This is a genomic window from Streptomyces sp. NPDC045470, assembly GCF_040646595.1.
In the GTDB taxonomy this organism is placed as follows: Bacteria; Actinomycetota; Actinomycetes; order Streptomycetales; family Streptomycetaceae; genus Streptomyces.
The window spans coordinates 1-14,058 of sequence record NZ_JBEZAN010000024.1 but is presented as its reverse complement, the minus strand read 5'-3'; the positions used below and the strand labels follow the sequence as shown (position 1 = coordinate 14,058).

The window sequence follows — 14,058 nt, the reverse complement described above, 5'->3', positions numbered from 1 at the left end:
GCGGAGCGGTCGGCCTCGTGCCCGACGCCCTCCTCAACGCGGACACGACGACCGAGTTGGTGCCCACGCTCCCGGTGAAGCAGGCTGTACGGAGTGCCGCGGCGTGCGGGCGCCGTCCCGCCAGGCCGTGTTGCCCGCCGCGTGCCGGGCCACCAGCGCCTTGGTGCCGTGGGCACGCCGAGGGCGCACGCCAGAGCGACCGAGCGCCCCCTTGCGCGCCCCAGGGGGCGCGCCCCCTGAAACGCAAGGCACGGGAATGTAAACACCGGGGAGTAGCGGCCCGCTTGCCTGGCCGCCACGTCCGCGTTACCGGCGATTCAACGTCGCTTGCGAGCATCACTGGATGCAGCCCGCTGTCCCGAATGCCGCCGGCCGCCGCCTGCGCCCCGTACCGGAACCCGTACCGGCTCCGTCCGACGGGCTGACAGAGCCTCCGGCGCGGAAGAATAAGGCCATGAACCAGCAGCCCAGCGCCCAGGACACGGACCGGACCGAGCCGACCACGTCCCGGACGGCGGCCCACCTGCCGCCGTCCGCGCAGCCGTCGGTGGGCTCCATAGCGGCGCACCGCCCGCACGCGGTCGCCGTGCCGGTGCCCGAGCTGGAACCCGACCTCGACGCGGACCTGGACGACTACGAGGAGACCGGCGCGGCGGGCGCCGACGGTGCGGAGCTGCCCGCCGGACGTTTCCTGGACCGCGAACGCAGCTGGCTGGCGTTCAACGAGCGGGTGCTGGAACTGGCCGAGGACCCGGCCACGCCGCTCCTCGAACGGGCCAACTTCCTCGCGATCTTCGCGAGCAACCTCGACGAGTTCTTCATGGTGCGCGTCGCGGGCCTCAAGCGGCGCATCGCGACCGGCGTCGCCACCCGCTCCGCCTCCGGCCTCCAGCCCCGTGAGGTGCTGGACCTCATCTGGACCCGCTCCCGCGAACTCATGGCCCGGCACGCGGCCTGCTACCAGCAGGACGTCGCCCCCGAGCTAGCCGACCGGGGCATTCACCTGATCCGCTGGCCCGAGCTGACCGAGAAGGAGCAGTCCCGGCTGTTCACGCTGTTCCGCCAGCAGATCTTCCCGGTGCTCACCCCGCTCGCCGTCGACCCGGCCCACCCGTTCCCGTACATCTCCGGCCTCTCCCTCAACCTGGCCGTCGTGGTGCGCAACCCGGTCAGCGGCCACGACCACTTCGCGCGGGTCAAGGTCCCGCCGCTGCTCTCCCGCTTCCTGGAGGCCGCGCCGCAGCGGTACGTGCCCATCGAGGACGTGATCGCCGCCCACCTGGAGGAGCTGTTCCCCGGGATGGAGGTGCGGGCGCACCACATGTTCCGGGTCACCCGCAACGAGGACCTCGAAGTCGAGGAGGACGACGCGGAGAACCTCCTCCAGGCACTGGAGAAGGAGCTGATGCGGCGCCGCTTCGGGCCGCCGGTCCGCCTGGAGGTCGAGGAGTCCATCGACCCGGCCGTGCTGGACCTGCTCGTCCAGGAGCTGAAGGTCTCCGACTCCGAGGTCTACCCGCTGCCCGGACCGCTGGACCTGACCGGCCTGTTCGGCATCGGCGCCCTGGACCGGCCGGAACTGAAGTACCCCAAGTTCGTGGCGGGCACCCACCGCGACCTCGCCGAGGTCGAATCGGCGTCCGCGCCCGACATCTTCGCCGCGCTGCGCGCCCGTGACGTCCTGCTGCACCACCCGTACGACTCGTTCTCCACCTCCGTCCAGGCGTTCCTGGAGCAGGCCGCCGCCGACCCGGACGTCCTCGCCATCAAGCAGACGCTGTACCGCACTTCGGGCGACTCGCCGATCGTCGACGCGCTGATAGACGCCGCCGAGTCCGGCAAGCAGGTGCTCGTCCTCGTGGAGATCAAGGCGCGCTTCGACGAACAGGCCAACATCAAGTGGGCGCGCAAGCTGGAGGAGTCGGGCTGCCATGTCGTGTACGGGCTGGTCGGCCTCAAGACGCACTGCAAGCTGTCGCTCGTCGTCCGCCAGGAAGGCGAGATGCTGCGCCGCTACTCCCACGTGGGGACGGGCAACTACCACCCCAAGACGGCCCGGCTGTACGAGGATCTGGGGCTGCTGACCGCCGACCCGCAGGTCGGCGCGGACCTCTCCGACCTCTTCAACCGGCTCAGCGGCTACTCCCGCCGGGAGACCTACCGGCGGCTGCTGGTCGCCCCCAAGTCCCTGCGGGACGGCCTGGTGCAGCGCATCACCAAGGAGATCGCGCACCACCGTGCCGGGCGGCCCGCCTACGTGCGCGTCAAGGTCAACTCGATGGTCGACGAGGCCGTCGTCGACGCGCTGTACCGCGCCTCCCAGGCCGGTGTACCGGTCGATGTGTGGGTACGCGGCATCTGTGCCCTGCGGCCCGGAGTCGAAGGGCTCAGCGAGAACATCCGGGTCCGCAGCGTGCTCGGCCGCTTCCTCGAACACTCCCGGGTGTTTGCCTTCGGCAACGGCGGCGAACCCGAGGTCTGGCTCGGCAGCGCCGACATGATGCACCGCAACCTCGACCGGCGGATCGAGGCGCTGGTACGGGTCACCGACCCGGCCCACCGCGCCGCCCTCAGCCGTCTCCTGGAGATCGGCACGTCGGACGCCACCTCGTCCTGGCACCTGGGCCCGGACGGCGACTGGACCCGGCACGCGGTCGACGCGGACGGCGCGCCGCTGCGCAACGTACAGGAACTGCTCATTGACGCCCGGAGGCGCAGGCGTGGCTCAGCGACATGACTTCCCCCCGCTCCGCTACGAGCCCGCGGGGCCCGGCGGCGCGCCTGCCGCCCTGGCCGACGGACCGGCGCGGCCCGGCGGGCCGACGTCCCCCGGCAGCGGCCCGCACCCGTACGGAACCGACGGCTCCGCACTGACCGGACGCACCGCCCGCGACGTCCTCGCCGCCTATCTGCACCACCGGGCGACGGACTTCCTGCGCAGCCTGCGCGCCCACGGGGAGAGCGGCCCGGACGCGGAGAGCGCCCGTGAGGCGGCCCGCCGACTGCGGTCCGCCGCCCGGCGGATCGGTGGCGCACTGCACACCTTCCGCCCGCTCACGGACGAGAGGTGGGCCGACCATCTGCGCGGCGAACTGGCCTGGCTGTCCGGCACCCTGGCCCGCGAACACGCCGGAACGGCACGGCTGGACCGGCTGCTGGGAGCCCTCCAGCGCCTCACCGCCCCCACGGACCTCAGCAGCCCCGCCGCCTCCGCCTCCCGGGACGCGCCGGACCCCGACGCGGCCGAAGCGCTGCTGTCCACCGGGGCCGCGCGCGCCGGCGCCCTGCTGGAACGGCAGATCACCCTCGCCCGCACCCGCGCGCACTCCGCCGCCCTCCAGGCGCTCGGCTCCTCCCGCTTCCACGCCGTCGCCGACGCCGTGGCCGTACTCGCCTCGGAGGCGCCGCTCACCGCCACGGCCGACCGGCCCGCGCCGGACGCGCTGCTCCCGCTGGCCGAACAGGCCCACCGGCGCCTCGCCGAGGCCGTCGCGGCCCTGCCGCTCGCCCGCGCGGGTCAGGCGTACAACGGCGACGCCCTCACCGCCGACTCCCGGCAGGACGGGCCCTGGCACCAGGTACGGCTGCTGGCCCGCCTCAGCCGGTACGCCCAGGAAGTGACCGACCCCGACGACACCGACCCGCGCCTGGCGGAAGCCGGCCGCGCGCTGGAACGCCACCGGGACGCCGCCGAAGCCGCCGCCGCGGCCGCCGCGGCGGCCCGCACCCCGCGCATCGCCCCCGCCACCGCCTACGCCCTCGGCGTCCTGCACGCCGACCAGCGCCACGAGGCCGAAGCGGCCCGCTATGTGTTCGGGCGGGTCTGGCTCCCCGCGCCCGTACCCGAGCCGGGCTCTCCGGTACGGAAGGGATGACGGAGGACATGTCGGTGCCCGCAAAACCCGTCCGCGCGGCCGGCTGCGTCCTGTGGCGCCGGTCCGCCACGGCCGACGGCCTGGAGATCGCCCTCGTACACCGCCCGAAATATGACGATTGGTCGCACCCGAAAGGCAAACTCAAACGCGACGAGGACTGGCTGGCCGGCGCCCTCCGCGAGGTGGCCGAGGAGACCGGGTGGCAGTGCCACCCCGGCGCCCGGCTCCCCAGCACGCACTACCTCGCCAACGGTCGTCCCAAGGAAGTCCGCTACTGGGCCGCCGAAGCCACCCACGGCAGCTTCACCCCGAGCATCGAGGTGGACCGCCTCCTGTGGCTCCCGCCGGACCGGGCCCGCCGTGTCCTGACGCAGGAGCGGGACCGGCGGCTGGTGGACGCGCTGCTGGGGGCGCTCCAGCGGGGACCCGGGGTGCCTTCCTGACCTGGGCTTCTTCGGTTGGCGCGAGGTACGGCGCGGGGGCGTCCCCACGCCATCGTTCCGCTGAGCCTCAGCAACCTTGAGTCCAGGCTTGTCAATTTTCCTTCTCCGAGCTACAACAGAAGGCAGAAGGGCATCGCACCCAGTGCCTTCGGAAGGAGATGACCCGTGATGCTCATGCGTACCGACCCGTTCCGCGAGTTCGACCGCCTCACCCAGCAGGTGCTCGGGACGACGGCGCGTCCCGCCGCACTGCCGATGGACGCCTACCGGTCCGGGGACGAGTTCGTGATCCACTTCGATCTGCCGGGAGTCGACCCGGAGACCATCGACCTGGACATCGAGCGCAACGTGCTGACCGTCCGCGCCGAGCGAACCCCCACCGCCCCCGAGGGCGCCGAGCTGATCGCGAGCGAACGTACGGCGGGCAAGTTCAGCCGGCAGCTGTTCCTCGGTGACTCGCTCGACAGCGAGCGGGTGGACGCGGCGTACGAGAACGGTGTGCTGACCCTGCGTATCCCGATCGCGGAACGGGCCAAGCCGCGCAAGATCGAGATCGCGGGCGGAAGCTCGCGCAAGCAGATCTCCCACTGAGGTGCGGGACCGGCCCGGCTCGCCGAAGCGGCGGCCGGGCCGAGGCCGGCCACCTCACACCGGCGCGACCGCCTCCCACCGCACGGTGACCTCCCCCTGCCGCCACCGCCGGGGCCCGTCGGCCAGCGGCCACGCCGTGCTCAGGGCGAGGACACTGCGCATCCACCGCTGCCGCGCGCCCAGCGAGGCGTACGGGGCGGCCGCCGCCCACGCCCGGTCGAAGTCGCGCAGGAACGCGTGCACGGGCTGGCCCGGCACATTGCGGTGGATCAGGGCTTTCGGCAGCCGTTCGGCCAGGTCGGACGGGGTTTCGAGCGCGCCGAGGCGGGCCGCGAAGGTGACCGTGCGCGGGCCCTCGGGGCCCAGCGCCACCCACACGTGCCGCCGCCCGATCTCGTCGCAGGTGCCCTCCACCAGCAGCCCGTCCGGCGCCAGCCGCGCGCACAGCCGCTCCCACACGGCGGGCACCTCGTCCTCCGCGTACTGGCGCAGCACGTTCGCCGCCCGGATCAGCACCGGCGCCCGGCGCCCCGGCAGCGGCACCTCGAACCCGCCGTGGGCGAAGGCCAGCCCCGGGCACGCGTACGGTGCCGCGGCGGCGACCCGCGCCGGGTCGATCTCGACGCCGACCACCTGGACGTCGGCCCGCACCGTGCGCAACCGGGCCAGCAGTTCCACCGCGGTCCAGGGCGCGGCCCCGTATCCGAGGTCCACGGCGACGGGGGCGGGGCCGCGGCGCAGTACGGCGGCGTGGGTGGCGGCGATCCAGCGGTCCATGCGGCGCAGCCGGTTCGGGTTGGTGGTGCCGCGGGTCGCGTTCCCTAGGGGGCGGGAGGGCGGGGGAGAGGCGGACGGGCTGCGGACCATGTCCTGACCTTATGCGTCACCGGCCCCGGCTCCACCTTCGCGCCCACTGACCCCGGCCCAACCCCTGTGCCCACTAGCCACAGTCAAACTTCTGTGCCCGTCAGACCCAGCCCAACCTCTGTCCCTACCGGCCTCGTCCCAATCCTTGTACCCATCAACCCCGACCCGACCTTCGTGCCTTCTGCCACCACCCGCCCCACGAGGTCACGCTTTGGCAAAGTGAAGAGGGAGCGGGCTCACAGGGAAATGGATGCGCGGGTTCCGTTGTTACGGGCTTCGGAGGCGCCGCACGCCCCGGCCCAGGCCGTACCGGCTAGGAGGTAGCCCGCAGTGAGCCAATACGTGTCCAGGCTCCGCAGCCGTTCCCACGGTCCGTTCCCGGGCCGCTCCGGGCTGCGCCTGCCGGGCGCGGCCCGCCGCCCGCGCCGGGTCGCCATGCTGAGCGTGCACACCTCCCCGCTGCACCAGCCGGGCACCGGCGACGCCGGCGGCATGAACGTCTACATCGTCGAGCTGGCCAGGAAGCTCGCCTCCCTCAACATCGAGGTCGAGATCTTCACCCGGGCCACGACCGGCACCCTGCCGCCCGCCGTCGAGCTGGCCCCGGGCGTCCTCGTCCGGCACGTGGACGCGGGCCCGTACGAGGGCCTGGCCAAGGAGGAGCTGCCCGCCCAGCTCTGCGCCTTCACGCACGGCGTGATGCAGGCGTGGGCGGGCCACCGGCCCGGCTACTACGACCTGGTGCACTCCCACTACTGGCTCTCCGGTCACGTCGGCTGGCTCGCCGCCGAGCGCTGGGGCGTCCCGCTCGTGCACGCCATGCACACCATGGCCAAGGTCAAGAACGCCGCCCTGGCCGCGGGTGACACCCCCGAGCCCGCCGCGCGCGTCATCGGCGAGACGCAGATCGTGCGCGCCGCCGACCGGCTGATCGCGAACACGGACGAGGAAGCCGCCGAGCTGATGCGGCACTACGAGGCCGGCGCCGACAAGGTCGCCGTGGTGCACCCGGGCGTCAACCTGGACCGCTTCCGCCCCGCGGGACCGGCCGCGCCCTCCGCGGGCGCCCCGGTGACCGACGAGGCCCCGTCCGACACCGCTGCCTCCCGCTCCGCCGCCCGCGCCCGCCTCGGCCTCCCCCAGGACGCCCTGATCCCGCTCTTCGCCGGCCGCATCCAGCCGCTCAAGGCGCCCGACATCCTGCTGCGCGCCGTCGCCGTCCTGCTCGACGAGGACCCGTCCCTGCGCTCGCGCCTGGTCGTCCCGGTGGTCGGCGGGCCCAGCGGCAGTGGTCTGGCCAAGCCCGAAGGGCTGCAGAAGCTGGCCGCCCGCCTGGGCATCGCCGATGTGGTCCGGTTCCGGCCGCCGGTCGGCCAGGAGCAGCTCGCCGACTGGTACCGCGCCGCGTCCGTCCTGGTCATGCCGTCCTACAGCGAATCCTTCGGTCTGGTCGCCGTCGAGGCCCAGGCGTGCGGCACCCCGGTGATCGCCGCCGCCGTCGGCGGCCTGCCGGTGGCCGTGCACGACGGCGTCAGCGGCTTCCTCATATCCGGCCACGACCCGGCCGACTACGCCCGCGCCCTCGGCCGCTTCGCCCGCGACACCTCACTGGCCGGCCGGATGGGCGCCGCCGCCGCGCGGCACGCCCGGTCCTTCGGCTGGGACACCGCGGCCGCCGCGACCGCCGAGGTGTACACCGCCGCGATGCAGGAACGACGCCGTCACCTACGATCGCCCCATGGCTGACGAAGCGGCACGACAGGTGATCGAGGCGACTCTCGACGAGGCCGGCCTGACGTGGGAGTCGCCCACCGACGGCACGTACGTGGTGACCCTGCCCGGCACCCGCAAGCTCTCCACGACCTGCTCCCTGATCGTCGGCAAGCACTCCCTGTCCATCAACGCCTTCGTCGTCCGCCACCCGGACGAGAACCACGAAGCCGTGCACCGCTGGCTCCTGGAGCGCAACACCCGTCTGTACGGCGTGAGTTACGCGATCGACAAACTGGGCGACATCTACCTCGTCGGCAAACTGCCGCTCGCGGCCGTCACCCCCGACGAACTCGACCGCATCCTCGGCACGGTCCTGGAGAACGCCGACGGCAGCTTCAACACCCTCCTGGAGATGGGCTTCGCCTCCGCCATCCGCAAGGAGTACGAGTGGCGGGTCGCGCGGGGCGAGTCCACCCGCAACCTCGAAGCCTTCAGCCACCTGACCCGGCGCCCGTCGGCGTAACGCCACCGCGCCGCCGCAGGAACGCTTCCGGCACCGTACGAACCGCGCTCCGGCCACCGTACGAACCGCTCCTGCTCCCGCTCACCGTACGAACCGAATCTCCGGAAAGCGCCCGGAAGGCCCGTCCAGCAGCCCGCTGTCCCGCCCCCGCAGCCACCGGTCGAAGAACGCCGTCACATACGCCCGCTGTGCCGCCACCGAGCGCTCCGGCGCGACCGTACCCACCAGCTCCTCGACGGCCTCGCGCGGGAGCCCCGCCTTCCGGGCCAACTGCGGGACCAGCGACTGCGCGTCCGTGAAGCTCGCGTGCCCGGCGCCGGTCAGGGTGAGATCCAGGTGCCACCCCGAACTGCGCTCCCACACCGCCTTCCAGGACGCGACCGTGTGGTGATCGTCGCCCTCCTTGCCCATGAGGAGCAGCGGGCGGTCCAGTCCGTCCGTGCCGACCGTGGACGGGTTGGCCGGATCGTCGTCCCGCTGGGTGTAGCCCATCACGCCGTCCATGTTCACCGCGGCCCTGATCCGACGGTCGTCATGCATCGCCTGCGCCGCGGTGAACCCACCTCCGGAGTGCCCGAACATCCCGACCGCCCGCAAGTCCAGCACCCCTCCCGGCATCCGCGGCAGCACCACCGCCCGGCCCAACTGGTCCAGCACGAACCGGGTGTCGGCCACCCGCACCGCCGTCAGCTTCTTCAGCAGCGCGACGACCTGCTCCGGCCGCTGCGCTTTCCCGGCCTCCTCCCGCATCCGGCTGTACTCGACCCGTCCGTCCGGGAATTGCACCCCGGGCGCCTCATACGTGTGGTCGATGCTCACGACGACGTACCCACGGGACGCCAACTCGTCGCAGAGCGTGCTGCCGAGCCCGCGCGGATCCGCCGCACCCGGCGAATGGAGAACCACCGGAAAACCCCGCCCACCTGGCTGCGCGACCGGCGCGCCCCGCCACGCATGCGTACGGGTGGCACCCCAGTCGGCCATCCCCTCCGGAATGACCTTCGAAAAGTTGCTCCAAGCCGCGAACGCGGCCGCCTCCCCGGGCAACATCTGCGGCACCCGCGCACACCCACCCGCCGCCCCGGCCGGATAGCGCACGCTCACCATCAGCTCCCGGCAAGCCCGCCCCACCACCCAGGGATCCCGCCGCCCCTCGTCCACCAAGCGAAGGGCCACGCCCCCCACCCCGTACGGCCCAGTCGGCGCCGGCAGCACCATACGGACCGGCACCCCGCCCGAAGCCCCAGCCACCGCCCTCCCGCCTCCAGCCCCAGCCACCGTCCCCCTACCCCCGGAACCGGCCGCCGCACTCCCGCTCCCGGAACCAGCAAAAGCCAGCCCCGCCACCACGACTCCCATCCCCGTAACCACACAAGCACGCCGCGTACGACCCACCATTCCGCCCCTCCCCGTCCCGTCGCCGTCCTTCGGCTTCCCCCCAACGCTCCCGCAACCCCGAGCACACCGCGACCGTGCCGGCACCCCTGTCGCCCTCCCGCTACCCCGACACTGCCGGCAACCTGTCATGCCCACGCCCTACCCCCCCCGGGGCCTCCGGGCCGCGGCGAGCCCATGGCCGGAAGTGGATTACGCTCGAAGGCATGGCCGACGCACCGTACAAGCTGATCCTCCTTCGCCACGGCGAGAGCGAGTGGAACGCGAAGAACCTGTTCACCGGCTGGGTGGACGTCAATCTCAACGAGAAGGGCGAGAAGGAGGCGGTCCGCGGCGGTGAGCTGCTCAAGGACGCCGGCCTGCTCCCCGACGTCGTGCACACCTCCGTCCAGAAGCGCGCCATCCGCACCGCGCAGCTCGCCCTGGAGGCAGCCGACCGCCACTGGATCCCGGTCCACCGCAGCTGGCGTCTGAACGAGCGCCACTACGGAGCGCTCCAGGGCAAGGACAAGGCCCAGACCCTGGCCGAGTTCGGCGAGGAGCAGTTCATGCTCTGGCGCCGCTCGTACGACACGCCGCCGCCGGCCCTCGCCGACGACGCCGAGTTCTCCCAGATCGACGACCCGCGCTACGCGATCATCCCCAGCGACCTGCGCCCCCGCACCGAGTGCCTCAAGGACGTCGTCGTCCGCATGCTGCCGTACTGGTACGACAGCATCGTCCCGGACCTGGCCACCGGCCGCACCGTCCTGATCGCCGCCCACGGCAACTCGCTCCGCGCCCTGGTCAAGCACCTCGACGGCATCTCCGACGCCGACATCGCCGGCCTGAACATCCCCACCGGCATCCCCCTCTCCTACGAACTCGACGCCGACTTCCACCCGGTGAACCCGGGCGGCACCTACCTCGACCCGGACGCCGCCAAGGCAGCCATCGAGGCCGTCAAGAACCAGGGCAAGAAGAAGTAAGCCCCACGCGCACAAGCCCCCTACCTGCGGTTTCGCCGCCGGTGGGGGGCTTCTGCCGGACCGTCGTGCGGGGCACGGCAGGGTCGGGTGCCGACCACCACGGTGCCTCGCCCGGCAGTCTCCCGGGCGAGGCACCGTGCGTCTTGCGGATGCGGTTCTGGTGGCCGCCGGAAGTCGGGTGCGACCGCGGGTGGCGGGCGCTGTCGGTCAGCTGCAGCCGCCGCACTGGCAGGGGCCGCCGGACTGGCAGCCGCAGGAGCAGCTGGGGCCGCAGGCGCAGTTGCCGGGGGCCGGGTTGGGTGCAGGGGAACGCGTCATGACTTGCCTCCTCGGGGAGAGGGCCATCCGAATGTCGTTCGGTGTCCATTGGATGCCCGCCTCGCGAGGCGCATCAACGGCGCGTGGTGGCACGGCCCGCCGCTGTACGGCTCTTGACCGGGGCGTACGTGCCGTGCCGTGCGCGGTGGGGTGCTGCTACGCGCCCTCCACCGGGGCCGGCGGGGCGATCTCGTCCGCGTGTTCGCCGGTGACCAGGTACACGACCCGCTTGGCGACCGACACGGCGTGGTCGGCGAAGCGCTCGTAGTAGCGGCCCAGCAGCGTCACGTCCACGGCCGTCTCGATGCCGTGCTTCCAGCGGTCGTCCATCAGGTGCTGGAAGAGGGTGCGGTGGAGGAGGTCCATCGCGTCGTCGTCCTGCTCCAGCTGGAGTGCGAGGTCGACGTCCTTGGTGATGATGACCTCGGCGGCCTTGGCCATCAGGCGCTGGGCGAGCTGTCCCATCTCCAATATCGTCGCGTGCAGGTCCCGCGGTACGGCCGTGTCCGGGAAGCGCAGCCGGGCCAGCTTGGCCACGTGCTGGGCCAGGTCGCCGGAGCGTTCCAGGTCGGCGCTCATGCGCAGGGAGGTGACGACGATCCGCAGGTCGGTGGCGACCGGCTGCTGGCGGGCGAGGAGGGCTATCGCCCGCGCTTCCAGGTCCCGCTGGAGGTCGTCGACCTTCTCGTCGGCGGCGATGACGGCCTCGGCCAGCTTCAGGTCCGCGTCGAGTATCGCCGTGGTGGCGCGCCCGATCGCGGAGCCGACGAGCCTGGCCATCTCGACGAGGCTCTCGCCGATCGAATCCAGCTCCTCGTGGTACGCGTCCCGCATCAGTGACCTTCTCTCGGTTCGGGTGGTGACGTGTCGCTCGGGGTGGTGAAGTGCCATTCGGCTTGACGGAGTGGGGGCCGGAGTCCCCACGCTCCCACGTTCCGGCCGGAACGCGACCGGTTCTGACCTCCGGAATGAACCGGCGCCGACACCAAGGTGAACTCTGGGCGACGTATGTTCGAGCAGGCCCTCGAACGGCTGGGGAACTGTCACAGCCGACGCATAACCTGGAGTCATGAACGTGGACGCGGCCGTCGCCGCAGTGGCAGCGATCGCCGGACTGTGCACCGGCGTCTTCGCCATGCTGGCGTTCCGCTGGAGCGAGCGGGATCAGGCCAAGCCCACGCGTACGTCGTTGCACACCGACGCGGTCCTGCCGCCCGGTGTGGACACGGTTCTGTCCGTGCTGCGTTCCTCGGCCGTCGTCCTGGACGAGGCCGACGCCGTGGTCAAGGCCAGCTCGGCCGCGTACGCGCTGGGGTTGGTACGGGGCGGGAAGCTGGCCGTCGAGCCGATGCTCCAGATGGCCCGCGACACCCGCCGCGACGGCGAGATACGCCAGGTGGAGCTGGACCTGCCGCGCAGAGGGACGGGCCGGGGTGGCGACGCCCTGGCGGTCTCGGCGCGGGTCGCGCCCCTCGGGTCGCGGCTGGTCCTGCTGCTGGTCGAGGACCTGACCGAGGCCCGGCGCATAGAGGCGGTACGGCGCGACTTCGTCGCCAACGTCAGCCATGAGCTCAAGACCCCGGTCGGCGCCCTGTCCCTGCTGTCCGAGGCCGTCATGGACGCCAGCGACGACCCCGAGGCCGTCGAGCGCTTCGCGGGACGGATGCAGAACGAGGCCACGCGGCTGACCAACCTCGTCCAGGAACTGATCGACCTCTCCCGGGTGCAGAACGACGACCCGCTGGAGGACGCCGAGCCGGTCCGGGTGGACGAGCTGGTCGCGGAGGCGATCGACCGCTGCCGCCAGCAGGCGGGCACGAAGCAGATCACCATGGCCGCCGCCGGCACCGCCGACCTGCACGTCTGGGGCAACCGCGGCCAGCTCGCCGCCGCCCTCGGCAACCTCGTCGAGAACGCCGTCAACTACTCCCCGGCCCGTACCCGGGTCGGTATCGCGGGCCGCCGTGTCCCGGCGCACGGCGGTGGGGGTACCTCCCAGGCTTTCGGCACTGGGGGATTGATCGAGATCGCGGTGACCGACCAGGGCATCGGGATATCGGAGAAGGACCGGGACCGCGTCTTCGAGCGGTTCTACCGCGTGGACCCGGCGCGCTCGCGCGCCACCGGCGGGACCGGCCTCGGCCTCGCCATCGTCAAACACGTGGCCGCCTCGCACGGCGGGGAGGTCACGGTGTGGAGCGCTGAGGGACAGGGCTCCACCTTCACCCTGCGTCTCCCGGAGGCCGGTGCCGTGCGCGATCGCGCACGTCCCGCTTCCGACCCGTCGGCGGAGGGCCTCGACGAAGAGGACCGCCCGTACGAGACCTTCAACGATCCGCTTCCTGCTCACCCTGCCCCGGAGGTCCTTCCGTGACCCGAGTGCTCGTCGTCGAGGACGAGGAATCGTTCAGTGACGCCCTGTCGTACATGCTCCGCAAGGAGGGCTTCGAGGTCGCCGTCGCGGCGACCGGTCCCGACGGCCTGGACGAGTTCGAGCGCAACGGCGCCGACCTGGTCCTGCTGGACCTGATGCTGCCGGGCCTGCCCGGCACCGAGGTCTGCCGTCAGCTGCGCGGCCGCTCCAACGTCCCGGTCATCATGGTGACCGCCAAGGACAGTGAGATCGACAAGGTGGTCGGCCTGGAGATAGGAGCCGACGACTACGTCACCAAGCCCTTCTCCTCCCGTGAGCTGGTCGCCCGGATCCGCGCGGTGCTGCGCCGCCGCGGGGAGCCCGAGGAGGTCTCGCCGCAGGCCCTGGAGGCCGGGCCGGTCCGGATGGACGTGGACCGGCACGTCGTCACGGTCTCCGGCGGCAAGGTCGACCTGCCGCTGAAGGAGTTCGACCTCCTGGAGATGCTGCTGCGCAACGCGGGCCGGGTGCTGACCCGTATGCAGCTGATCGACCGCGTCTGGGGCGCCGACTACGTGGGGGACACCAAGACGCTGGACGTCCACGTGAAGCGCCTGCGCGCCAAGATCGAACCGGACCCGGGCGCGCCGCGGTACCTGGTCACGGTCCGGGGGCTGGGGTACAAATTCGAGCCGTAAGCCGTAAGCCGTAAGAGGCGCCGGGCGTCAGAGGCGCCTCTGACGCGGCCAGGTGCGGCGCGGTACGGCGTACGCGAGCGCCGTGCGGACCGGAGCACTCCCGCTTCTGCTGGATCGTCGACTTCCCGATGTTCGAGAAGGACGAGGACACCGGCAAGATCGAGTTCTCCCACAACCCGTTCTCCATGCCGCAGGGCGGCCTGGAGGCGCTGGAGACCTAGGACCCGCTGGACATCCTCGCCTGGCAGTACGACATCGTCTGCAACGGCGTCGAGCTGTCCTCCGGCGCCATCCGCAACCACGAGCCGGACGTC

General features: G+C 72.2%; 12 protein-coding genes and 1 pseudogene. 10 read left to right on the top strand and 3 right to left on the bottom strand.

The window, feature by feature from the left end; genetic code table 11:
* The first annotated feature begins 454 nt into the window (after positions 1–454).
* From AB0A97_RS36835 to AB0A97_RS36820, 4 genes are all read left to right on the top strand, one after another.
* Positions 455–2,737, top strand: a complete 2,283-nt coding sequence (locus tag AB0A97_RS36835; protein ID WP_361158863.1) for an RNA degradosome polyphosphate kinase — start codon at positions 455–457, stop codon at positions 2,735–2,737.
* Between the two features lie 133 nt (positions 2,738–2,870).
* Positions 2,871–3,875 carry a CHAD domain-containing protein gene (locus AB0A97_RS36830; protein WP_361159059.1) on the top strand — a complete coding sequence of 335 codons (1,005 nt, stop codon included), beginning with the start codon at positions 2,871–2,873 and terminating at the stop codon, positions 3,873–3,875.
* A gap of 8 nt (positions 3,876–3,883) precedes the next feature.
* Positions 3,884–4,318, top strand: coding sequence for an NUDIX hydrolase (locus AB0A97_RS36825; protein ID WP_361158861.1), 435 nt, complete (start codon positions 3,884–3,886; stop codon positions 4,316–4,318).
* 168 nt (positions 4,319–4,486) lie between these two features.
* Positions 4,487–4,909 (top strand): Hsp20/alpha crystallin family protein, encoded by a 423-nt coding sequence (locus AB0A97_RS36820; RefSeq protein WP_361159056.1) that lies wholly within the window; start codon positions 4,487–4,489, stop codon positions 4,907–4,909.
* A 54-nt stretch (positions 4,910–4,963) separates the two neighbouring features.
* Here the strand turns inward: AB0A97_RS36820 and AB0A97_RS36815 are convergent, their stop codons facing one another.
* Entirely contained in the window at positions 4,964–5,776 is an 813-nt protein-coding gene (locus AB0A97_RS36815) for a class I SAM-dependent methyltransferase (RefSeq protein ID WP_361158859.1), read from the bottom strand.
* Positions 5,777–6,106: 330 nt separating this feature from the next.
* On the opposite strand from AB0A97_RS36815, the gene AB0A97_RS36810 reads away from it, so the two are divergent.
* Both AB0A97_RS36810 and AB0A97_RS36805 read left to right on the top strand, forming a co-directional pair.
* Complete coding sequence (locus AB0A97_RS36810; protein ID WP_361158856.1) at positions 6,107–7,522, top strand: glycosyltransferase; 1,416 nt, start codon at positions 6,107–6,109, stop codon at positions 7,520–7,522.
* On the top strand, positions 7,515–8,012 hold the full coding sequence (locus tag AB0A97_RS36805) for a YbjN domain-containing protein (RefSeq protein WP_361158854.1): 498 nt from the start codon (positions 7,515–7,517) through the stop codon (positions 8,010–8,012). Before AB0A97_RS36810 ends, AB0A97_RS36805 begins: the two co-directional genes overlap by 8 nt.
* Positions 8,013–8,093: 81 nt before the next feature.
* Here the strand turns inward: AB0A97_RS36805 and AB0A97_RS36800 are convergent, their stop codons facing one another.
* Positions 8,094–9,230 (bottom strand): hydrolase, encoded by a 1,137-nt coding sequence (locus AB0A97_RS36800; protein ID WP_361158851.1) that lies wholly within the window; start codon positions 9,228–9,230, stop codon positions 8,094–8,096.
* A 383-nt stretch (positions 9,231–9,613) separates the two neighbouring features.
* Here AB0A97_RS36800 and AB0A97_RS36795 point away from each other — a divergent pair, with 383 nt between their 5' ends.
* Positions 9,614–10,375: a phosphoglyceromutase gene (locus tag AB0A97_RS36795; protein ID WP_361158848.1), complete on the top strand. Its 762-nt coding sequence runs from the start codon at positions 9,614–9,616 to the stop codon at positions 10,373–10,375.
* Between the two features lie 474 nt (positions 10,376–10,849).
* Here AB0A97_RS36795 and phoU read toward each other — a convergent pair whose 3' ends face one another.
* Positions 10,850–11,527: a phosphate signaling complex protein PhoU gene (phoU, locus tag AB0A97_RS36790; RefSeq protein WP_361158845.1), complete on the bottom strand. Its 678-nt coding sequence runs from the start codon at positions 11,525–11,527 to the stop codon at positions 10,850–10,852.
* Positions 11,528–11,762: 235 nt separating this feature from the next.
* On the opposite strand from phoU, the gene AB0A97_RS36785 reads away from it, so the two are divergent.
* From AB0A97_RS36785 to AB0A97_RS36775, 3 genes and pseudogenes are all read left to right on the top strand, one after another.
* Positions 11,763–13,067: an ATP-binding protein gene (locus AB0A97_RS36785; RefSeq protein WP_361158842.1), complete on the top strand. Its 1,305-nt coding sequence runs from the start codon at positions 11,763–11,765 to the stop codon at positions 13,065–13,067.
* Positions 13,064–13,744 carry a response regulator transcription factor gene (locus tag AB0A97_RS36780; RefSeq protein ID WP_361158840.1) on the top strand — a complete coding sequence of 227 codons (681 nt, stop codon included), beginning with the start codon at positions 13,064–13,066 and terminating at the stop codon, positions 13,742–13,744. Before AB0A97_RS36785 ends, AB0A97_RS36780 begins: the two co-directional genes overlap by 4 nt.
* A gap of 101 nt (positions 13,745–13,845) precedes the next feature.
* Positions 13,846–14,058, top strand: a pseudogene (locus AB0A97_RS36775) (amino acid--tRNA ligase-related protein); the annotation flags it as partial.